16 protein-coding genes, 1 tRNA gene and 1 pseudogene are annotated in these 22235 nt (G+C 59.7%); 8 read left to right on the top strand and 10 right to left on the bottom strand.

What is annotated here, in order from left to right; genetic code table 11:
• Window positions 1–284: 284 nt before the first annotated feature.
• A complete protein-coding gene (locus ACWUI2_RS07445) occupies window positions 285–1778 on the bottom strand; it encodes a carboxypeptidase M32 (RefSeq protein ID WP_486982225.1) in 1494 nt (497 codons plus the stop codon).
• Window positions 1779–1820: 42 nt separating this feature from the next.
• A complete protein-coding gene (gene tgt / locus ACWUI2_RS07440; protein ID WP_486982224.1) occupies window positions 1821–2969 on the bottom strand; it encodes a tRNA guanosine(34) transglycosylase Tgt in 1149 nt (382 codons plus the stop codon).
• Between the two features lie 133 nt (window positions 2970–3102).
• On the opposite strand from tgt, the gene ACWUI2_RS07435 reads away from it, so the two are divergent.
• From ACWUI2_RS07435 to ACWUI2_RS07425, 3 genes are read left to right on the top strand one after another with little or no spacing between them, the layout of a single operon-like run.
• Window positions 3103–3666 (top strand): anthranilate synthase component II, encoded by a 564-nt coding sequence (locus ACWUI2_RS07435; protein WP_486982223.1) that lies wholly within the window; start codon window positions 3103–3105, stop codon window positions 3664–3666.
• A gap of 49 nt (window positions 3667–3715) precedes the next feature.
• Window positions 3716–4171 carry a transcriptional regulator NrdR gene (nrdR, locus tag ACWUI2_RS07430; protein WP_486982222.1) on the top strand — a complete coding sequence of 152 codons (456 nt, stop codon included), beginning with the start codon at window positions 3716–3718 and terminating at the stop codon, window positions 4169–4171.
• Window positions 4168–4644, top strand: coding sequence for a hypothetical protein (locus ACWUI2_RS07425; protein WP_486982221.1), 477 nt, complete (start codon window positions 4168–4170; stop codon window positions 4642–4644). Before nrdR ends, ACWUI2_RS07425 begins: the two co-directional genes overlap by 4 nt.
• A 10-nt stretch (window positions 4645–4654) precedes the next feature.
• Here the strand turns inward: ACWUI2_RS07425 and ACWUI2_RS07420 are convergent, their stop codons facing one another.
• From ACWUI2_RS07420 to ACWUI2_RS07405, 4 genes are all read right to left on the bottom strand, one after another.
• Window positions 4655–4918, bottom strand: a complete 264-nt coding sequence (locus tag ACWUI2_RS07420) for a hypothetical protein (RefSeq protein WP_486982220.1) — start codon at window positions 4916–4918, stop codon at window positions 4655–4657.
• A 13-nt stretch (window positions 4919–4931) separates the two neighbouring features.
• The gene (locus ACWUI2_RS07415) at window positions 4932–7403 is read right to left on the bottom strand and encodes a PAS domain-containing hybrid sensor histidine kinase/response regulator (RefSeq protein WP_486982219.1); all 2472 of its coding nucleotides are present in this window, start codon (window positions 7401–7403) and stop codon (window positions 4932–4934) included.
• A gap of 179 nt (window positions 7404–7582) precedes the next feature.
• On the bottom strand, window positions 7583–9040 hold the full coding sequence (locus tag ACWUI2_RS07410; RefSeq protein ID WP_486982218.1) for a mechanosensitive ion channel family protein: 1458 nt from the start codon (window positions 9038–9040) through the stop codon (window positions 7583–7585).
• A 95-nt stretch (window positions 9041–9135) separates the two neighbouring features.
• Entirely contained in the window at window positions 9136–9822 is a 687-nt protein-coding gene (locus ACWUI2_RS07405) for a tetratricopeptide repeat protein (protein WP_486982217.1), read from the bottom strand.
• Window positions 9823–10031: 209 nt separating this feature from the next.
• Here ACWUI2_RS07405 and ACWUI2_RS07400 point away from each other — a divergent pair, with 209 nt between their 5' ends.
• Window positions 10032–10226 carry a hypothetical protein gene (locus ACWUI2_RS07400; RefSeq protein WP_486982216.1) on the top strand — a complete coding sequence of 65 codons (195 nt, stop codon included), beginning with the start codon at window positions 10032–10034 and terminating at the stop codon, window positions 10224–10226.
• Window positions 10227–10247: 21 nt separating this feature from the next.
• Here ACWUI2_RS07400 and purU read toward each other — a convergent pair whose 3' ends face one another.
• From purU to ACWUI2_RS07380, 4 genes are all read right to left on the bottom strand, one after another.
• Window positions 10248–11108: a formyltetrahydrofolate deformylase gene (gene purU / locus ACWUI2_RS07395; protein ID WP_486982215.1), complete on the bottom strand. Its 861-nt coding sequence runs from the start codon at window positions 11106–11108 to the stop codon at window positions 10248–10250.
• Window positions 11105–14347, bottom strand: coding sequence for a carbamoyl-phosphate synthase large subunit (gene carB, locus ACWUI2_RS07390; RefSeq protein WP_486982214.1), 3243 nt, complete (start codon window positions 14345–14347; stop codon window positions 11105–11107). The genes purU and carB overlap by 4 nt, the downstream gene beginning before the upstream one ends.
• A gap of 85 nt (window positions 14348–14432) precedes the next feature.
• The gene (locus tag ACWUI2_RS07385) at window positions 14433–15707 is read right to left on the bottom strand and encodes a sigma-54-dependent transcriptional regulator (RefSeq protein WP_486982213.1); all 1275 of its coding nucleotides are present in this window, start codon (window positions 15705–15707) and stop codon (window positions 14433–14435) included.
• Window positions 15708–15795: 88 nt separating this feature from the next.
• Complete coding sequence (locus ACWUI2_RS07380; RefSeq protein ID WP_486982212.1) at window positions 15796–16953, bottom strand: type II secretion system F family protein; 1158 nt, start codon at window positions 16951–16953, stop codon at window positions 15796–15798.
• 147 nt (window positions 16954–17100) lie between these two features.
• Here ACWUI2_RS07380 and ACWUI2_RS07375 point away from each other — a divergent pair.
• The 4 genes and pseudogenes from ACWUI2_RS07375 to ACWUI2_RS07360 all read left to right on the top strand — a co-directional run.
• Window positions 17101–17174: transfer RNA gene (locus tag ACWUI2_RS07375), tRNA-Gly, on the top strand.
• A gap of 76 nt (window positions 17175–17250) precedes the next feature.
• Complete coding sequence (gene rpe / locus ACWUI2_RS07370) at window positions 17251–17928, top strand: ribulose-phosphate 3-epimerase (protein ID WP_486982211.1); 678 nt, start codon at window positions 17251–17253, stop codon at window positions 17926–17928.
• 310 nt (window positions 17929–18238) lie between these two features.
• Window positions 18239–20173 carry a DNA topoisomerase IV subunit B gene (locus tag ACWUI2_RS07365; protein ID WP_486982210.1) on the top strand — a complete coding sequence of 645 codons (1935 nt, stop codon included), beginning with the start codon at window positions 18239–18241 and terminating at the stop codon, window positions 20171–20173.
• 49 nt (window positions 20174–20222) lie between these two features.
• Window positions 20223–22190: pseudogene (locus ACWUI2_RS07360) on the top strand (DNA gyrase/topoisomerase IV subunit A); the annotation flags it as partial.
• Window positions 22191–22235 lie beyond the last annotated feature (45 nt).

The following is a 22235-nucleotide window of genomic DNA, read 5'->3' as shown; positions in this document are numbered from 1 at the left end:
GTCCCCCCCTCTCCAGAGGGGAACTTTTTCACGCCGATCCCCTCTTGAGAGGGGGGGACCATGCGCAAGCATGGTGGGGTGTGTTTCCCCCTTATGAAACTTCATTGCTTATGGGGTTGGAGGGCCAAATCGGAGGGTTGGCTTCCAGCCGACCTTATCCTGAAAGCGACGCCGACGACGGACGGCAGGATGCCATCCCTCCCAGTGGCGAGGAAGTTTCATTCCATGTTGTTCCCCAGGCGCAGCCCGGATTTTCGCTCTTGAGAGGGGGGGACCAAGACCGTCTATCGATACAGCGGCGAGTATCGATCTTTCAAATACCGGATCAACGCGTCGGGGGCTAGGGTTTTGCCGGTGGAATGCACCACCATGGCGTCGGTGTCGAAACGGCGGCCGTGGCAATGAATCTTTTCGCGGAGCCAGTGGAGGAGGGGCTGGAATTCGCCTTGGGCGAAGGTTTTCTCCAAGCCGGGGATCTCCTCCCGGACGGTGTCCCAGAGTTGGGCGGCCATCATGTTTCCGAGGCAATAACTCGGGAAATATCCGAACGATCCGCCGGACCAATGGATGTCTTGCAAAACCCCTTCCGCGTCGTTTTTCGGAGTGAGGCCGATCAATTCCTGCGACAATCGGGTCCACTCCGCCGGGAGATCGCGGACCGCGAGGTCGCCCGCGAAGAGCGCCCGCTCCAATTCAAAACGGAGCATGATGTGGAGGTTGTAGGTCACTTCGTCGGAATCGACCCGGATCGGATTCAGCTGCACCGCGTTGATCGCCAAATAGAGGTCGTCCGACGAGACCGCCGAGAGTTCCGAGCAAAACGCCTGGCGGAGCAACGGTTCAAAGTAGGCCCAGAAGGGGCGGCTCCGTCCGACTTGGTTTTCCCACAGGCGGCTTTGCGATTCGTGCACCGCCATCCCGACCGCCGAACCGAGCGGATTGCTCCGCGACTCGAGCGGCAGGCCTTGTGAGTACAAGCCGTGCCCGGTCTCGTGGATCGAACTGAAGATGGCGTCGAGCGGGTTGTCCGGATCAAACCGCGTCGTCATGCGGGTGTCGGCGCCGTCGCCGCCGCAAAACGGATGGATCGACCGGTCGAGACGACCGCGGCTGAAATCGAAGCCGAGGCGTTCGACGACGCTGCGGATGAACAACTCCTGGCGGCCGACGTCGAAGCCTTTGAAGACCGTCAGGTCCGCTTTCCGCGGCGAGGCCAGGATTTCGCCGACCAACTCCTTCAACGGTTCCCGGAGTTGGCCGAAAAGGTCCGCGATCCGGGAGGCGGTCAGTCCGGGATCGTGACGATCGACGAAATAATCGTAGGCGTTCGCCTCCCATCCGAGCAAGCGGGCTTCCTCGCGGGCGAGCTCGATGGTTTTCTCCAGGACCGGCGCATAGGCGGGAAAGTCGTTTGCCTTTCGGGCCGCCGCCCAGGCATGGTAGGCCCGTGAGCGGTGTTGGGTTTTCTCCATGACGAAACGGGAGGGCAACTTGACAGCCCGGTCGTAATCGCGCCGGGTCCACCGAACCACGGTCCGTTCGTCGTCATTCAGTTCGGCATCAACCGCTTCCAATTCGCCGAGCCATTCGCCGATCTCCGGCCGGGTGAACTGCCGGTGATGGAGGTCGGCCAAGTAGGAGCTCTGGGCGGCGCGGTGCTCGGCGCTTCCCGGGGGAAGGTTGACCTGCTCGTCCCAACCGAGCAATCCGAGGGTCGAGCGCAGCCAATAGGTGTCCTGCAGGGCTTGGAGAAGGTTGGTGTAGGTTTTGTGAGCCATTCGATTTCCGGTTGCGGGTTTGGTTGAAAATACGGGTCGAAGTCAGCCTTGGTTCGCCTCGTATCGGTCGATCCACGACAAGTGCCAGCGGGCGTATTCGTTGGCTTCGATCCGGGCGCGGGCCTGGGTCATCAGATCGAGGAAAAAATGGAGGTTGTGGATGGTGAGCAAGGTCGAGCCGAGGATCTCGCCGGCGATCACCAGATGGCGGAGATAGGCGCGGCTGAAGGTGCGGCAGGCGTAGCAGGCGCAGCCGTCGACCAGCGGCTCCGGGTCGTCGCGGAACCGCTCGTTGCGGAGATTGAACGGTCCGTCCGGGGTGAAACCGGTGCCGTGGCGCGCGACGCGGGTCGGCATCACGCAATCGAACATATCGATCCCCATCGCGATCATTTTTAACATCTGGGCCGGGGTGCCGAGTCCCATCGCGTAGCGCGGTTTCTCCTCCGGCATATGCCGGGTGCTCGCCTCCACTTGGAAAAGCATTTCCGGCTCCGGCTCGCCGACGCTGACCCCGCCGACCGCGTATCCGGGAAAGGGCATCGCCCGGAGAGCTTCGGCGCACTCGCGGCGGAGGTCTTCGTAATTCGAGCCCTGGATGATCGCGAACAAGTGATGTCCCGCGTCGAGAAATCCGCTCTCGCTGCAGATTTCGAGGCATTGCCCGGCCCAGCGGATGCTCCGTTCGACGGCGGCCCGGCAGGCGTCGCGGTCGCACGGATAAGGCGGGCATTCGTCCAACACCATGGCAATGTCGGAGCCGAGGTTTTGCTGGATCCGCATTGCTTCGCGCGGACCGAGAAAGATGTTTTTGCCGTCGAGATGGGACTGGAAGGCGATCCCCTCCTCGCTGATCTGACGCAGTTTCGCCAGGCTAAAAACCTGAAAACCGCCGCTGTCGGTGAGGATCGGCTTCTCCCAGCCCATAAACCGGTGCAACCCGCCGAGTTGCCGGACCCGTTCGTCGGTCGGGCGGAGGTGGAGATGGTAGGTGTTGCCGAGGATGATTTGGGCGCCGAGTTCCTCCAGTTGGACCGGGGTCACTCCCTTGACCGTTCCCTGGGTGCCGACCGGCATAAAAATCGGGGTTTCGACCGTGCCGTGGCGGGTGCGCAGGGTGCCCCGGCGGGCCGAAGTCCCTTCATCGCGGGCCTTTAGGTGAAAATGTAATGACGTTTTGATTTGTTCCACGCGTTAAATATCGTAACTATCTCCCATTTCCGGTTCGCTGGCGGGCGAAAAAGAATGAACACCGCAAGCCGTCAACGGTCAAAAGGATGATTTCACCACGGCGAACGGAAAATGACAAACCAATCAACGACGAATGCTCCTGGTTCTCGATAATTTCGACTCCTTCACCTACAATCTGGTCCAGTACTTCGGCCAGCTCGGGGTGGAGCAACGCATTTTCCGCAACAACGAGATCACCGCCGAAGAGGCGGTGGCGTTGAATCCCGACCGCGTCATGGTCTCCCCCGGCCCTTGCTCGCCGAACGAAGCGGGGGTCAGTCTCGACATCATCGCCGCCTTCGCCGGCAAGAAGCCGTTGCTCGGCGTTTGTCTCGGCCACCAATGCATCGGCCAGTATTTCGGGGGCAAAGTGGTGCGGGCCGAGCGCCTGATGCATGGGAAAACCTCACCGATCCGGCACGACAACCGCGAACTTTTCGCCGGGTTGGACAACCCATTTCCGGCCACCCGTTACCATTCCCTGATCGTGGAACGGGCGAGCCTGCCCGATTGTCTCGAAATCACCGCCGAAACCGAGGAAGGCGAGATCATGGCGATGCGCCACAAGGAGTTGCCGGTCTGGGGGGTGCAGTTCCATCCGGAATCCTACGCCACGGAACACGGCATCCGCCTCCTGGAGAATTTTCTGAAACTCTGATGGTCCTCCCCGGAATCCACGCCATTTTGCCGAACCCATTTTCGATCCCATGCGCTGCCTGAAATGTTCGTCCCTTGAGGACAAAGTGATCGATTCGCGGATCAATAAAGACGGCACCTCGATCCGCCGCCGCCGCGAATGTCTGGCTTGCGGTCAACGGTTCACCACGACCGAGGAAATCCTCCGCGACGGCCTGCTGGTGGTGAAACGCAATGGCCAGCGGGAGGACTTCGACCGCGCGAAGATGTTGGCCGGTCTGCGCCGGGCCTGCGAAAAGCGTCCGATCGACATCGAGCAGATCAACATGATCGCGACCGACGTGACCAACGCCTTGCAGGAAAAATTCGACGACGAAATCCCGAGCGAGGCGATCGGCGAACTGCTGATGGAGAAACTGCGCAAGATCGACAAGATCGCCTACGTCCGTTTCGCCAGCGTTTACAAGGACTTCCGCGACGTGAACGAATTCATGGAAGAACTCACCCGGCTCGACACGTTCAAATGACCGCCGCAGGGACCGAAGCCGCCAAACTTCACTTCATCCATTCCCTCTTCGCCGACCTCACCGGCGACGATCTCTACCTCGCCCGCCAGGTGAAAGCGGCGATCGACTGCGCCCTGGACGACATTCCGCCGCAACTCCGCAGCGAACAATTCACCCAGGCGGCGGTCCGCCTTCTCGAAAAGCATTTCCGTCAAAAACCGCGCCACGGTTTCGCCCATTGGGATTGTGCGACCGGCGGACAGGGGTTCAATCCGCTCTGGGCCCGCCAGGAATTGATCGCAATTTTCAAGAAGCTGGCGCCTTACCCGAAAGCGACCGTCCTGGTGACCAATTTGCGCGCCTCGATCTGCCCGCCCGGAAAACGGAAAACTCCTCGCCAACAGCAGGATTACGCGGACGCCGTCGCCTTCATCCAGGAACTCGCCCGCACCTGGAGCACCCGGCGGGCGAACATCACGCTACTGTTTTTCTGATCGCCAAATCTCAGGCATCCACGGTCGGTTCCCGCACAGCACCCGCGCCCCGGGCCTCCCGGGACATTTTCAGGACCGCCTCCATCCGGCGCTTGATTCGTTCGCCGAGATACAGGCTGACGGCAAAAGCACCCAGAAAAACCCACCACCAATTGCCCCCTTCGACGAAGGCTTGGCCCCACAGTCCAATGATGCCCGCCAGAATCACGGCTCCCGCCAGAAGCAGAAAGCAGAATTCACGGGCGCAATTTCTTTCTCCTTGAGTGATTCCCATGATGAAAAAAGTTTTAGGGAAGGGATGCGCGCCGGTCAATCATTGCCTGCTTCACCGTCCGCAATAATACCTGGGTCGTATACGGCTTGGCCAAGAAGTGAGCGACCCCCATTCCGGTCACCTCATCCATCTTATCCTGAGTGGTGTAACCGCTGGCCGCGATGATAGTCGGGGGATTTTCCCGCGTGAGGAATTCTCGGATCGTGGCGGTTCCGTCCATGATGGGCATCATCATATCCACCAGCGCGACCGCGATCTCCACTTTCCCGGAATCGAACAACGCCAAGGCGGCCCGCCCGTCGCTCGCGAGCAAGACCTGATAACCGTAATTCTCCAAAATCCGCTGGACGACCCGCTGGATCGGAAGTTCGTCGTCGACCACCAGAATCACCTCGCCCTCCCCCCGGGGAACGACCGGCTGGGCGGGCTTCGCCGGACTTGGCGCGGAGGCGGTCTCCGCCGGCAGGAAAAGGTCAAAACGGGCCCCCTTCCCGCTTTCGCTCTGCACTCGGAAAAAGCCTTTGTGGCCCTTGGCGATCGCCTGGGAGGTGGACAATCCGAAGCCGGTTCCTTGCCCGATTCGTTTGGTGGTGAAGAACGGATCGAAGATTTTATCCATGATCTCGGGTGCGATCCCCGATCCGGTGTCTTCCACCGTGATCATGACATGGGGGACGGCTCGCGCCTCGCGATCGATCGACCGCGCCGCCGCCGCCGAGACGTTTTCCGCCCGGATGGTCAAACGCCCCCCTTCCGGCATCGCATCCCGTGAATTGACGCAGAGATTCAACAAGACTTGGTGAAGTTGAGTGGAATCACCCAGCACCGGGAGCAGATTCGAGGCGGTTTCCTCGCGGAACTCGATATTCTTGGGAAAGGTTTCCCGAACGATTTTTAGAATGTCTCCGATCAATTCCTTCGGAGCGATTTCCAGGCGACGACCTTCGATTCCCCGAGCGAACAACAGGACTTGGTTCACCATGTCGGCCCCCCGTTCCGCGCTCGATTCAATGGTGGAAAGCATGCTGCGGGTCTGTTCGTCCGTCACCGTCTCTTTCAAGAGACCCACCGCCATCAATATCGGAGCGAGCACGTTGTTCAAATCGTGGGCGATCCCTCCGGCCAATGTCCCGACGCTTTCCATCCGCTGGGACCGGAGGAATTGTTGCTCGAGGTTCTTCTTTTCGGTGATATCCGTGCAAACTCCGCTGGCGCCGATCACTTCCCCGGCTGAATTCCGTATCACCGTGATCCGGGAGCTGAGAGTCACCACGCCCCCATCTTTCCGCAGGACCCGCCGCTCGTAATGATGCTCGTTCTCACTCGAGGTCAAAATCCTCTTCAACAGTTCGAGATCGGCTTCCAATTGCCCCGGCGCCGCGAAATCGGTAAATGGTCGTCCGATAATCTCTTCGGGCTCCATTCCGTAAATTCTCCGGGTGGCGACGTTCATGAACGTGAATTTTCCCGTCGCATCCGCTTCCCAAATGAGGTCCTGGGAATTCTCCACCAACCGCCGATAGCGCTCCTCGCTCTCCCGCAACCGCTCGGCGGCTTTCTTCCGATCGCTGACATCGTGATAATAGATCGCCAACCCATCTTCCGCCGGATAGGCCCGGACCTCGATCCACATTCCCAACGGAGAGTAAAAGCATTCGAACTCCACTGACCGCCGCGCCTCCATGGCCGAACGGTAATGGCGCTCGAACTCCGTTCCCCGCAGCTCGGGAAAAGCCTCCCAAAGGACCTGCCCCATCACTTCCGACCGCAACCGCTTCGCCAATCGCTCCGCCTGGTTGTTGGCGAAGGTGATCCTCCATTCCGAATCGACCATGAAGAATGCGTCCGTGAGTCGCTCAAGGGTCAGGGTCAACCGCTTCGACAAACGCAAATTGGCGAATTCCGCACTGATTTGAGTCGTGACGTCCCAATGGGCCACCACCGCCCCCAGGCGATCCCCCAGGGCAAAAGGTGTTACGTGAATCCGGAACCAGCGCTCTTCCCAATCCGAATGGCACGGGTAAATCGAGACGAATTTGGGAAGCTCCCCCGACAAAACCCGCCGGATCCCACCGGCCGCCGCAGCGGCCCCGTCGACATTCGCTCCGGCGGCGACGTCACAGGCGGCAAAATAATTTGACCCCGGTCCGACCGCTTGGGGAGAAGCCCCGTTCTCCACGGCAAAGCGGCACCAAGGCTCGTTCACCGTCAAAATAAGGCCCTCGGAGTCGATCAGAGCGACATGGGCTGGCAAAGCGTCAAGAATGGCCGCTTGCGTCCGCAACGCCTCCTTCCAGTCCGTCTTGCTCCGCTGCAAAGCTTCCCGGGCTTGCCGAAGCAGCTGTTCCGGCTCCCCAAGGCCCCGCGAACGGCCATCCTCGGAGGAAAACGGTGATTCCCGCAAAGCTTGCACGGCGGCCTCCGCTACCGCCAGATGCTCCCCCAACTCCGCCAATTTGTCCGACGAACCGGATTCTGATTTCAAAGGAGCCATATTACCGGACCCGTAAACAACCGGACCCGCGCGTGAAGCCCATCCCCCGCACCTCGGTCCCCGCCTGATTTTCCGGTTTCATTTTGTTCGGAACGACCCGCTCCGCCGGCGGTATTTCCATTCTCGTCTTTCTTAAAGAGTTTTTTCGTTTTAGCAACCTTAGTCGGACCTCATTTCTCTCCCCCGCCCGGCAGAAATCCGGCGGCCCCGGCCGTCGGAGGGGCCGCCAATTCCGCCCGAAACCTCGGCAGCGCCTCCGGGAAACGCTCGCGGATGAATTCCACCATCGCCTCCCGCACCCGGCATCGCAGATCCCAAGCGGTCCCGGCGTCCGCGGCGCTCACCAAAATCCGCAGTTGCAGCGTTCTCTCCAACGAATCGGTGACTTGCAGCACCTTTACTTTTTTATCCCATCCCGAATCGTTCTCCAAAACCCGGTCCAAATGTTCCCGCAAAGCCGGAACCGGGACCGTGTAATCGACATGCAGGAAGACCGATCCGAGAATGTTGGCGGAAGTCCGGGTCCAATTCTGGAACGGCTGGGTGATGAAATAATCGATCGGCAGGACCAGGCGCCGAAGATCCCAAATCCTCACCACCACGTAAGTAAGAGTGATCTCTTCGATCCTTCCCCATTCGCCTTCGACAATGACCACATCATCGAGGCGGATCGGCTGGGTGATGGCGATCTGAAACCCGGCCAGCAAAGTCCCGAGGCTCCGTTGCGCCGCCAGGCCGAGAATGATCCCGGCGATACCCGCCGAGGCCAGGATGCTGGTGCCAAACCGTCGAAGAGGCTCGAACACCATCAAGATCGCCGCCAGCGCCAACACCCCGATGGTGACCAACGCCACCTTCTTCAAGACCGTCACCTGGGTGTGGATTTTCCGCGCGGCGAGGTTGTCGGCCACGTCGACCGGGAAATTCGCCAGCAAACCTTCCTCCAGGGCCCGGACCGTCTGAAACAGGATCGCCACCACAAAAAGGATCACCAGGACGCTCAGTCCGGTCCGGGCCAACCCGACCGCTTCCGCGGTGATCGGAAACAACGGCAATCCCGCGATGATCGCCACCAAGGGAAGAACCAGCCTGAGCGTCCGGCCGACCAACGGCGACAGGATCCGATCCCACTTGTTGCCGGTCTGTTTCGCCCGTTGGCTCAACCGGGCGTCCACCTCGTCGATGACCCGAAACAGGAACCAAATCAGGATGACGAAAAACCCGAAGTCCCGGATCCAGTCGAGAAAGGCGAGGACCATTGGTTGCGGCTCCAATTCCCGCAGAGTGAGAAACAGCAGGCTGAAGGCGAGATACAATCCGTAGATCCAGACCAAGGCCGCCAACGGATTGAGGCCGGCGTCGAGCAACATATCGTACCATCGCCGCGCGTCGGTCTGGTGTTCGGGCTCCTCCCGAGTGACCACCGCATCGCGCGTCAATTTTCGCCGAATCACCCAAACCAACGCCAAATGGACGGCAGCCGCCAGGACGGCAACCAACAGAAACGCGACGACATTCCACCAGACGAGACCGCCGATGATCTCGGTTCCCATCCACGGAAACGTCTCCTCCCAACGGCCCTGCCATTGCCGAGGAAACGAAAAAACGGCTCCTTCTTCTATCGACATGGCCGCGAGGATACAAAATTATCCTTCCGTGAAACAGACATTCTTGTCTGTCCCCCAAACCACCGGCAGGAATGCCGGTATCATCCAAGACCGCCTTAACTCCGCTCGGGGAGCATCTGGCTCAAGCCCATCGCCCGACTGGCCCACATCTGGGAACGGTCGACTTCCAACACGCTGTCGATATGCGACCGGGCGGTCTCATACTCGCCCAATTCGATCGCCAAGGTGGCGGCGTGATAATGGGCTTCCGCCCGAATGATGTCGTAATTTCCGGTGTTGCGCGCCACCTGTTCAAGAGCGGCCATCGCTTCGGCCGGCTGACCAGCCAAGGCCAACGCGACCCCATGGCCGATCCTGGCCCGGCCGGCGTTGGGCAAATCATTCAGACTTTCGGCGGCCCGGCGGTAGTTGGCCGCCGCCTCCGCGTAATCCCCTTCCCCGAACTGATGGTCGGCCACTTCCAAGAAGGCCGCGCCCGCCGCAGGATGCGAAGCGTGACGCTCGGCGAAAGCGAATTTCTCGTCGATGGTGGCGGCCGCTTGGAATTCCGAAGCGATCCGCGCCTCGCGACGGTCCTGGACCAGGGTGATGATCCCCCACCCGGCCAACACGATGATGGCGAGCGCCACCAAACCGAGGATCACCCGTTGGTAATCGTTCCAGAAGAGATAGAGTTTGTCTTCGAAACTGGCGCCCTCATAGGCGGAATCGAGCGCCACGATGTTGCGGTCGTCGCCTTTGGTCTGATTCTCGGGTGGTCGAGGTTGAGGTTTGTTGCTCATGGAATGAATTGAAACTGACTTCGGCCGCGGCACCCGGAAGATTCTCTCCGGACCGCGTTTACCGGATAAAACCGAACATACATTGGAAATAAGCGGCAATAGTCAACTCCAAGTTACCGATTGAAAATCACCGTATCCCCGGATGGCGAAACCGCGATACCGGCCCTTGCCGCCATTGACACCCAACACATTACCCGGAATCTTTCGTCATGCGCCTCGATAAGTCGACCTTCACGCGGCAAAGCATGGCCTCCGCGAGCAACCACCAACGGGACTACGCCAAGCTTCCCTCGGAAAAACGGGGGCAGGTCTTTCACTACCTGATGGGAATCAATTACGGTTTCGCCGACCGGGGATGGCCGAAATTGGACAAAACCAGTTTCCAAGCGCGTAAACGACGGTGAGAGAAATTTTCCCCAATCTCCTCAATCGAAGACCACCGTCTTCCGGCCGTAAACGAGGATGCGGTTTTCCAAATGCCACATCACGGCTTGTGACAAGACCATCTTTTCCAAGTCGCGGCCTTTCCGGACCAAGTCGGGGACGTCGTGGCGATGGGTCACCCGGACCACGTCCTGCTGGATGATCGGACCGTCGTCGAGGACTTCGGTGGCATAGTGCGCGGTCGCGCCGATCAGTTTCACCCCGCGGGCATGGGCTTGGTGATACGGTTTGCCGCCGGCGAAAGCGGGGAGGAAGGAATGGTGGATGTTGATCACCGGGCACTTCAACTCCTCCAAAAACCACCCGGAGAGAATTTGCATGTAACGGGCCATCACCACCAACTCCACCCCGTGGCGACGGAAGATTTCCAGCTGTTGCAACTCGGCTTCCCGCTTCTGACGGGGCGTCACCGGGACATGGTAAAACGGCAGGCCGTAATGCTCCGCCTCCTCGGCGAGTTGCCGGTGGTTCGACACCACGCAAACGATGTCGCCGCGCAGATCCCCGGCTTTCCAGCGGAGGATCAGATCATGGAAACAATGGTCGAATTTCGACACCATCAACGCGAACTTCGGCCGTCGGCTCGAATAAGCGAGCTTGGCTTGCATCCCGAGCGAGCGGGCGAATTCCTCGAAGACGGGTCCTTCGTCTTCGAGGTCCCGTTTCTCCGGGCTCCATTCGATCCGTTGGAAGAAAATCTCTTCCTCCTGGTCGCGATGCTGGTCGGCGTGAATGATGTTGCCGCCGCGGTCGAAGATCCAACCGGAGATCTTCGCCACGATGCCGGGATGATCCGGTCCGGATATCAACGCAACCAAGGTCTCCCGGCCGTCGGAGGTCATGACGTGACAGGTTCCGCCTTCGCGTGGTATTCCTGCATCGATTTCACCGACAAACCTTTCTCCCGCAACGCCTGGATCCCGCGCAGGGCGGCGTAAGAAGCGGTGATCGAGGTCATGATGCAACGATGATGGGCCACGGCGACCGTCCGGATCTTGTTTTCATCGCGCAACGGCAACATCCCGGAGGGAGTGTTGATGATCATCTGGATTTCACCGTTCTTGATCATGTCGACCACGTTCGGACGGCCTTCGTCGAGCTTGAAGAGGCGATTGACCGGAACGCCGTTCTTCGCAAGAACTTCGGCGGTGCCGCTGGTGGAATAGAGCTTGAAGCCGAGTTCGGTCAATTGACGGCCGAGATCGACCGCCCGCTCCTTGTCCCGATCCTTCACGCTGAGGAAGATGTTACCTTTCTTCGGCAATGCCGGGGCGGCGGCCATCTGCATCTTGGCGAAGGCGATCCCGAGGTCTTCGTCCATTCCCATCACCTCGCCGGTCGACCGCATTTCCGGTCCGAGGGCGACGGAGGCGCCCGGGAAACGGGCGAACGGGAAGACGGATTCTTTCACCGACCAATGCTTCGGGATGATTTCCTCGGTGAAACCGAGTTCCTTCAAGGTGCTGCCGGCCATGACGCGGGCGGCGAGCTTGGCCAACGGAACGCCGATCGCCTTGCTGACGAACGGGACGGTGCGGGAGGCGCGCGGGTTAACTTCGAGGATGTAGAGTTCGTCATCCTTGATGGCGAACTGGATGTTCATCAGGCCGATCACCTTCAACTCGCGGGCGAGGGCCTTGCTGGCCTCGCGGACCCGGTCGAGCATCGGTTGCTGGAGGGTGTGCGGAGGCATCACCATGGCGGCGTCGCCACTGTGGACCCCGGCGAACTCGATGTGTTCGAGCATCCCTCCGACCACGGTCGTTTCCCCGTCGGAAATGCAGTCGACGTCGAGCTCGATGGCGTCCTCCAGGAACTTGTCGATCAAAACCGGTTTGTCGGGCGAGGCGTCGAACGCCTGCCGGACCACCGCTTTGAGTTCGTCCATTCGATAGACAGTGAACATCCCGCGGCCGCCCAGGACGAACGAGGGACGAAGCAGCACCGGAAATCCGATCTGTTCGGCGATCCGGTAAGCTTCCTCCTCGGTCATCGCCGTGCCGTTGTCCGGCTGTTTCAAACCGATCTTCTGCAAGACCGCCGCGAAAAGCTTCCGGTCTTCGGCGGTGTCAATGCTCTCCGGCGACGTACCGATGATGTTGACCCCGTTCGCCTTCAACTCGGTGGCGAGGTTAAGCGGGGTCTGCCCGCCGTATTGGACGATCGCCCCGAAACACTTTTCCTGACGGTAGATTTCCAACACGCTCTCCAAGGTGAGCGGTTCGAAATAGAGGCGGTCGGAGGTGTCGTAGTCGGTCGAGACGGTTTCCGGATTGGAGTTGACCATCACCGTTTCAAAACCGGCCTCGCGCAAGGAGAAGGAGGCATGGACGCAGCAGTAGTCGAACTCGATCCCTTGCCCGATCCGATTGGGACCGCCGCCAAGGATCATGATCTTCTTGCGGTCCGACGGCACCAACTCGTTTTCGCTGCCGAAGCTCGAATAGAAATACGGGGTAAACGCCTCGAATTCGGCCGCGCAGGTGTCGACCAAACGGAAGCTGGTCTTGATCCCGGCGTCCTCCCGCTTCGTCCGGACTTCCTCGGGGGCGCATCCAAGCAGATGACTTAGTTGCAAATCGCTGAAACCGAATCGCTTCGCCCGTCGAAGCTCAAGGTCCGAAATGGTGTCGAGGGTCTGTTTCTTGAGCTCCTCCTCCATCAGGTGCAGCTCGTGCAATTGGTGCAGGAACCATGGGTCGATGTAGGTCAACTCCTGGATCTGCTTGATGCTGTAGCCGGCCTTGAACGCGTAGCGGATGTAGAAGATCCGCTCGGTGTTCGGCCGCGCGAGGCGGGCGTTGAGCAAGGAGGTTTCGGGCAGCTCGTCGCCGCCGAATTTGCCACCGCCGCCGAAGCCGCGGGCGCCGATTTCGAGCGAACGGATCGCCTTTTGGAACGACTCCTTGAAGGTCCGTCCGATCGCCATCGCTTCGCCGACGCTTTTCATCGAAGAGGTGAGCGTGGTGTCGGCCCCCGGGAATTTCTCGAAGGCGAAACGGGGGATCTTGGTGACGACGTAGTCGATGGTCGGCTCGAAACTGGCCGGGGTCAGACGGGTGATGTCGTTCTGGATCTCGTCGAGCGAGTAACCGACCGCCAGCTTGGCGGCGATCTTGGCGATCGGGAAACCGGTAGCCTTCGAGGCGAGCGCGGAACTGCGCGACACCCGGGGGTTCATTTCGATGACGACCATCCGGCCGTTTTCCGGGTTGACCGAAAACTGGATGTTGCTCCCGCCGGTCTCGACCCCGATTTCGCGGATCACCGCGAAGGAGGCGTCCCGCATCAACTGGTATTCCTTGTCGGTCAACGTCATCGCCGGGGCGATGGTGATCGAATCGCCGGTATGAACCCCCATCGGGTCGAAGTTTTCGATCGAACAAATGACGACGCACTGGTCCTTGTGGTCGCGCATCACCTCCATCTCGTATTCCTTCCAGCCGACGAGGCACTCCTCGATCAGGACTTCGTGCACCGGCGAAAGATCGAGTCCGTGGGCGACGATTTCCTCGAATTCCTCAACGTTGTAGGCGATGCCCCCGCCGGAACCACCCATGGTGTAGCTCGGACGGATGATCAACGGATACGTCCCGATCTCCTGGGCGGCCTCCTTGGCGGCGACCATCGTCTTCACCGTGGCCGACTTGGCGACGTCGAGACCGATCTTGGTCATCGCGTCCTTGAAGAGCTGGCGGTCCTCCCCTTTCTGGATCGCCTCGGTCTTGGCGCCGATCATTTCGACCCCGTATTTTTCCAATACCCCGCTCGCGGCAAGTTCCAGCGAAAGATTCAGGGCGGTTTGGCCCCCGAGGGTCGGGAGCAGCGCGTCCGGACGCTCCTTCTCGATGATTTTCTCCAGCACCTCATGGCTCAACGGCTCGATGTAGGTGACGTCCGCGAAATCGGGATCGGTCATGATCGTCGCGGGATTGCTGTTCACCAGGACCACCCGGAAACCTTCTTCTCGAAGGGCCTTGCAGGCTTGGGTGCCACTATAGTCGAACTCGGCGGCCTGCCCAATCACGATTGGACCGGACCCGATGATGAGAATGCTGTTGATGTCGGTACGTTTAGGCATAGGGAGAAGTCTCCGGGCTTGTTCTAAAAAGGATGAGGGAACGTGCAAGCGCTAAATCCCTTTGGCCGAAGCCTCCGGGGGCGCATCACACCGAAGCGCCGGTTTGGGCGACCCGCTCGACCTCGCAACCGAGCACCGCCGCCGCCTTTTGCCTGTCGCCGCCGCAAACGGCCAACACCCGGCGAATATACAAAGCCTCCTGGTCGGCGAGAAACTCCCGCAGGCTGGGCCAACTATCGAGGCCGCTGATCTTCGCGGGGAGCTGCTTGGCGGTCACCAACCGCTCTTCGGTCTGGGTGGCCACGCTGGTGATGGTCTGGGCCAACTCCATGACGTTCCCCGGCCAGTAATAACCGGAGAGCGCCTCGATGGCGTCGCGGGTAAACTCGATTTGCGACGGTTCGAACGCCGGGTTCTTCGCCTGCTTGACGAAAAGCTTCGCCAGCATCGGAACGTCTTCCAGGTGTTCGCGCAAGGGGGGAATGTGCACCGGCAAGGCGGCGATGCGGTAAAAAAGTTCGTCGTCGAATGCCCCTTCGTCGACCAACGGTTCGAGATCGACCGCGGTGGCGCAAATAATCCGGGTTTCGTTGATGGTGCTCTTGATCACTCCAACCAAGGCCTGTTGGAGATCGAGGGGGAGCAATTCGATCTGCTGGAGAAACAGCGTCCCTCCCTTCGCGCGGGTGACCCAATCCCCTCCGTGGCCTTCCTTCCCGATCAATCCGCCTTGGAACAATTCTTCCTCCCTGCGTCCACAATCGACCACGATGAACGGGCCTTTCCCCGACGATCCTCCCTCATGGATCAATTGGGCGACCATTTTCTTACCGGTCCCCCGTTCCCCGTGGATCAACAACGGCGCATGGGCCGAAAGCAACTTCGTGACCTGCTGGCGCAGGCGTTGGATCTTCCGGCTGTGACCGACCAAATGGCTGTTCAGATCGATCTCGGCCTGACCCTCTTCCTCCTTTTCGACCCGTTTCCCCCGGTTACGAAGGCGGAACGCGACCGCCCGCTTCAGGGTCTGAATCAACTCGTCGATCTTAAACGGCTTCTGAATATAGTCGAACGCGCCGAATTTCAGCGCCTTCACCGCGGTCTCCGTGCTCGCGTAACCGGTCATCATGATCACCACGCACTCGGGATCGTAAGCCTTCAATTCCTGCAGCAACGTGATGCCATCCATCGGCTGCATCGATATGTCGGCCAGGACGATATCGGGAGGATCCGCCTTGTATTTGCCCAAGGCCTCCCCGCCATCGGTCGCGAACGACATGGCGTAGCCGGTGGGTTGAATGACGGCGGCCAACATCTCGTGAATGGCGGACAGGTCGTCAACTATGAGAACTGAAGGCATAAAAGCGGATTATTGCCCGACCCGCCGGTCCGAAGCAAGGATAAGTGCGCCGGAATTAACGGGACCGGTTCCTCCCCCTCTTCCCGGATCAGTTGATGACCGAAGAAAGCTGGAAGATAGGAAGAAACATACACATGACGATCCCGCCGACAACCACCCCAAGGAAAACGATCAACGCCGGCTCCATCAGGGAGGTCAATGCGGCGACGATCGAATCGGTCTCGGTTTCATAGAATTCGGCGATTTTGTTCATCATGCCGTCGACGTTGCCGGTCTGTTCCCCCGCCTTGGTCATGTGCTTCATCATCGGCGGGAAATACGGGTTCTCCGCCAGGACTTCCGACACCTGTCCCCCCTGCGCGATGTGCTTGCTGATGTCGACGCAGGCCCCTTCAATGTAGGTATTGTCACTGGCGGTCGAAACGATTTCGAGGGTCCGAAGAATCGGCACCCCGCTCTTCATCAGAATCGCATAGGTCCGGCAAAACCGGGCCAACGAAATCTTCCGCTTCAAATCCCCCACGACCGGCAATCGGAGCAGGGTTCGGTCGCGAATTTTCCGGCCATTGGGCGTCGCCAGAAGCTTCATCACGAGTTTATACAACCCGAACGCCATGATGATGATGTAAATAATGTAACTCCGGAGAAAGGCGCTGAAATCGATCATCATTTGGGTCGGGGTCGGCAACGCCGCGCCGAAACCCTCGAACATCTCGGAGAAGACCGGGATCACGAAGATCAACAGGACGTTGACCAGGACGACCGCGAGCGCGATGACCGCGATCGGATAGGTCAAGGCCGACTTGACCTTCTTGATCAACTTCAAGCTCGCCTCGAAATAAACCGCCACTTTCCCCAGGATCTGCGGCAAACCACCGCTCGCCTCCCCCGCCTCGACCATCGAAGTGAAAAGGTTGTTGAAGGCGTTGGGAAACTTGCGGACCGCTTCGGAAAAGGAGGTTCCCCCGGCGATGTCGTTGCGCACCTCCCGGATGATGATCCGGAAATACGGATTCTCGGTCTGTTCGCGAAGGGCGTCGAGAGCCGAAACCAACGGCAAACCGGCCTCGAGCATCGAGCCGAGCTGCTGGGTGAAAACGGTCAGGTCGGCGAGACTGACCTTATATTTGTGGGCCTTTTTCTCATAAGCCTTTTGTTTCGCCAAGGCCTGGGACTCCCAGAAACCCGTTTTTTTTCTTCCGGCACGGGTGGTCGCCGGCTGAGCTGCGGTTGTAAGAAGAGCCATTGAAAACCATCAAACAGTGGAGCGACCGGCCCCGGCAACTCCATACTGAGCGATTTCTTTAAAAAAAGATTGAAAACCGCCCCGGTCCGGTTTCATGTTTTATTTCCGATTGCGCCGGTCTCCCGGAGCAACGAGGATTTTTTTGTCGCGGGTGTAGTTTAGTGGTAAAACTCCAGCCTTCCAAGCTGGCTACGTCAGTTCGATTCTGTCCACCCGCACCATCCCCCTCCCCCGGAAATCCCCATTTTTCTCCGAAATGCCGTTGCCTCGGATTCGCTTCTTCGCGAATTTCTCTCCATGGCTCATGTGCATCCGAATATCCTCGCTCCATCGCTCCTCGCCGGCAACCACGGGAACCTGATCGAAAGCGCCCGACTGGTGGAAAGCTTCTCCCTGCGCTGGCTGCATGTCGACATCATGGATGGGCATTTCGTCCCGAATCTCACCTTCGGCCCCGGAGTCGTCGCCGCCCTCGACCAGCAAACCTCCCTCTTCCTCGACGTCCACCTGATGCTCGACAACCCCCACAAATTCGTCGAACCGTTCGCCGAAGCGGGAGCCGACCTCATCACCATCCATGCCGAGCCCGACTATCCCGTCGCCGACACCTTGGCCAAAATCCGCCACCTCGAACGTTTCGCCGGCCTCGCCATCAACCCCGACACCCCCGCCGAAGCCGTCCTTCCCCACCTCGACGCCGTCGATCTCGTCCTGATCATGACCGTGGTCCCCGGTTTCGGCGGACAGAGCTTCCGCGAAGACACCCTCGACAAGATCGCCCAAGTCGCCAAGTGGCGTCAGGAACGCGGCCTCCGCTTCCGTCTCGAAGTCGACGGCGGCGTCAACGAAGCGACCGGCGCCCGCTGCCGCGAAGCCGGAGCCGACACCTTCGTCGCCGGCACCGCCTTCTTCGCCGCCTCCGACAAAGAAGCCTTCCTCCAAGCCTTCCCCGAGACCCCCCTCCCAACCAAATAACCCGTGACACAGACATTCCTTTCTGTGAAAAAAACAGGCAGGAATGCCTGTTTCACAAAGACCCCCATTCCCAGGTGAGCTGCAGGTAGCCGCCACTCCGCGAATTTCCCGTTTGAGATTTCGGAAACTCCTCGCATATTCCCCCGATCAACGCCCGACGGGGGCCGTCCGATTTCGCCCTCCGGGTCCTTCTTTCAAAATTTTTTCTTCCCTTCCGGGCGCGCGCCTCATTGATTACGAGCACGCAACGAGGCCCCCGGCGTTGTCCTTCCGGGATCGGCCTGCCATCCAATTTCATCGCAAGTTTTTCATGTCCAACGATTATACCGAAGCAAACATCCGTTCTCTCGACTGGAAGCAGCACATCCGCCTCCGCCCGGGCATGTATATCGGCAAACTCGGCGACGGCGCGGCGGCCGACGACGGGATCTACGTCCTTCTGAAGGAAACCATCGACAACTGCATCGACGAATTCGTCATGGGTTTCGGCAAACGGATCGAGATCAGCCTCGACGACAAAACCATCTCCGTCCGCGACTACGGCCGCGGCATCCCGCTGGGCAAATTGTTCGAATGCGCCGCCCAGATCAACACCGGCGCCAAATACGACTCCGAAGCATTTAAAAAATCGGTCGGACTGAACGGGGTCGGGATCAAGGCGGTCAACGCCCTTTCCTCCTCCTTTTACATCCAGGCGTTCCGCGAGAAGGAAACCCGCCGTCTCGAATTTTCCAAGGGCGAACTCCTCCAGGACAGCGACATCGAATCCGGCCCCGGCCGCAACGGCACGTTGCTCCAATTCACCCCCGACGACTCCATTTTCGGGGCCTTCGAGTTCCGCGCGGAATACATCCGGAACATGCTCTGGAACTACGCCTACCTGAACACCGGCCTCACTCTGGTCTTCAACGGCGAGGAGTTCAGCTCCAAGAACGGTTTGCTCGACCTCCTGACCGAGAATCTCAACTGCGAACCGCTTTACCCGATCATCCACCTCAAGGGCGACGACATCGAGATCGCCCTCACCCACGGCGAACAATACGGCGAGGAATACTACTCCTTCGTCAACGGCCAACACACCACCCAGGGCGGCACCCACCTCGCCGCCTTCCGCGAGGCCGTCGTCAAAACCGTCCGCGATTTCTACAAAAAGAACTTCGAGGCCGCCGACATCCGCAGCTCGATCGTCGCCGCCATCTCCGTCAAGGTCCAGGAACCGGTTTTCGAATCCCAGACCAAGACCAAACTCGGCTCCCAAACCATCGCCCCCGACGGCCCGACCCTCCGCACCTTCATCGGCAACTTCGTCGCCCAGGCCCTCGACAACCACCTCCACCGCGATCCCGACGCCGCCAAGGCGCTCCAGGAGAAAATCATCCGTTCCGAACGGGAACGGAAGGAGCTGAGCGGCATCCAAAAACTGGCCCGCGAACGCGCCAAAAAGGCCAAGATCCACAACCGCAAACTGCGCGATTGCCGGGTCCATTTCACTTCCAAGGACAAACGGGCCACGGAATCGACGTTGTTCATCACCGAGGGCGACTCCGCCAGCGGATCGATCACCAAGGCGCGCGACGTCGAGACCCAGGCCGTTTTCAGCCTCAAGGGAAAACCGCTCAATTGCTTCGGCCTCACCAAGAAGATCGTTTACGAGAACGAGGAGTTTAACCTGCTGCAAAATTGCCTCAACATCGAGGACGACCTCGAAAACCTCCGCTACAACCAGGTGGTCCTCGCCACCGACGCCGACGTCGACGGGATGCACATCCGCCTGCTGTTGATCACGTTCTTCCTCCAGTTCTTCCCGGATCTGATCAAACAGGGACACCTTTTCATCCTGCAAACCCCGTTGTTCCGGGTTCGCAACAAAAAGGAAACCCGCTACTGCTACTCCGAGACGGAACGGCAACAGGCGATCGCCAAGCTCGGCCCCAATCCGGAAATCACCCGATTCAAGGGTCTCGGCGAAATTTCCCCGGACGAGTTCAAACACTTCATTTCCCGCGACATCCGTCTCGACCCGGTCCTGATCGACAAACATTCCTCGATCCAGGAGTTGCTCACCTTCTACATGGGCAAAAACACGCCCTACCGGCAGGACTTCATCATCGACAATCTCAAGGTCGAACTCGACGTGATCGAAGATCCGAAGGACCCGAAGGATCCCGCCCCGACCGCCGGCGAGGCCAAAGCGATGCCGAAGTCAAAGGAGCGCGAAGAGGAACTCGCCCCCGCCCTGACCTGAGCCGTCCCCGGCAATCCAAAATCCGAAATCCAAAATCCAAAATTTACCGATGAACGGTTCCGAATCCAACGGAAAATCCAGCAACCTCAGCGGCTCCCTCGCTCCAAACGCCGGCCATATCTCCGGCATGTTCAGCGAATGGTTCCTCGACTACGCCAGCTACGTCATCCTCGAGCGCGCCGTCCCCCACATCGACGACGGCTTGAAGCCGGTCCAGCGGCGCATCCTCCACAGCATGCGCCAGCTCGACGACGGGCGTTACAACAAGGCCGCCAACATCATCGGTTACACCATGAGCTACCACCCCCACGGCGACGCCTCGATCGGCGACGCCTTGGTCCAGCTCGGCCAACGCGATCTCCTGATCGACACCCAGGGGAACTGGGGCAACCTCCTCACCGGCGACTCCGCCGCCGCCGCCCGTTACATTGAGGCCCGCCTTTCCAAGTTCGCCCTCGAGGTCGCCTTCAACCCGAAGACCACCGCCTGGCAACTTTCCTACGACGGCCGCAACAAGGAGCCGATCACCCTCCCGATGAAGTTCCCGTTGCTCCTCGCCCAAGGGGTCGAGGGGATCGCGGTCGGTTTGGCCTGCAAGATCCTGCCGCACAACTTCATCGAGTTGATTGACGCCTCGATCGCCTGCCTCCGCGACCAGGAGTTCGACCTTCTTCCCGATTTCCCGACCGGTGGCTCCGCCGACTTCTCCAACTACAACGGCGGCCTCCGCGGCGGCAAGGTCAAGGTCCGCGCCGACATCGAAAAACGGTCTAAACTGGTCCTCGCGATCACCGCCGTCCCGTTCGGCACCACCACCTCCAGCCTGATCGATTCGATCCTCGCCGCCAACGACAAGGGGAAGATCAAGGTGCAAAAGGTGGAGGACAACACCGCCGAATTCGTCGAGATCATCGTCCACCTCCCGTCCGGCAGCGACCCCGACCAAACCATCGAGGCCCTCTACGCCTTCACCGATTGCGAGGTTTCGATTTCCCCGAATTCCTGCGTCATCGACGGCAACAAACCCCGCTTCCTCAGCGTCAACGACCTCCTCCGCCGCGCCACCGCCAACACCAAGGGTCTCCTTAAACGCGAACTCGAAATCGCCTTGGGCGAACTGGAGGAGAAATGGCACTTCTTCTCCCTGGAGAAAATCTTCATCGAAAACCGGATCTACCGGCGTATCGAGGAATGCACGACGTTCGAGGATGTCATCAGCGAGATCCGCATCGGACTCCAGCCGTTCGTCGAACCGCTCAAACGGATCGTCACCGACGAAGACATCGTCGCCCTCACCGAGATCAAAATCAAACGGATCTCCAAATACGACTCGTTCAAAGCCAACGAGGCGATCAAGAAGCTCGAAAGCGAAATGAAGGCGGTCCGCAAAAACCTCCGCCACCTCACCGACTACGCGGTCGACTATTACCAGCGCCTCAAGGATGTCTACGGCAAGGGTCGCGAACGCAAAACCGTGATTTCCTCCTTCGAACGGATCGTCGCCTCCGAAGTGGTCCTCGCCAACGAGACCCTCTACGTCAACCGCGCCGACGGTTTCGCCGGTTACGGAATGAAAAAGGACGAGGCCCTCGACAAATGCTCCGTCCTCGACGACATCATCGTGTTCCTCCCCGACGGCACCATGACCGTCCAACGGGTGGCGGAAAAGTCGTTCATCGGCAAGGACCCGCTCCATGTCGCGATCCTAAAAAAGGACGACCAGACCGTTTACAACCTGATCTACCGCGACGGCAAAAACGGTCCCACTATGGCCAAGCGCTTCCGGGTCGGCGGCATCACCCGCGACAAGATCTATCCGCTCACCAAAGGGACCCCGGGCTCGAAGGTCCTTTACTTCAAGCCGTCCCCCGACGAATCCACCGAAAACGTCACGGTGACCCTGCGGAACAACGCCCCCGCCCGCAAAAAGGTCTTCGACTTCGACCTCCGCACCCTCGCGATCAAGGGCCGCGGCGCCCAGGGCAACCGCGTCACCCAACACCCGGTCCAAAAGATCACCCGGGCCAAGGACCAAACTCCCCCCGCCGCCGATCCCGAACTC

Source organism: Verruconatronum alginivorum, from assembly GCF_056590205.1.
The sequence above is the reverse complement of the archived record's forward strand: the minus strand, read 5'-3'. Positions and strand labels throughout refer to the sequence as shown.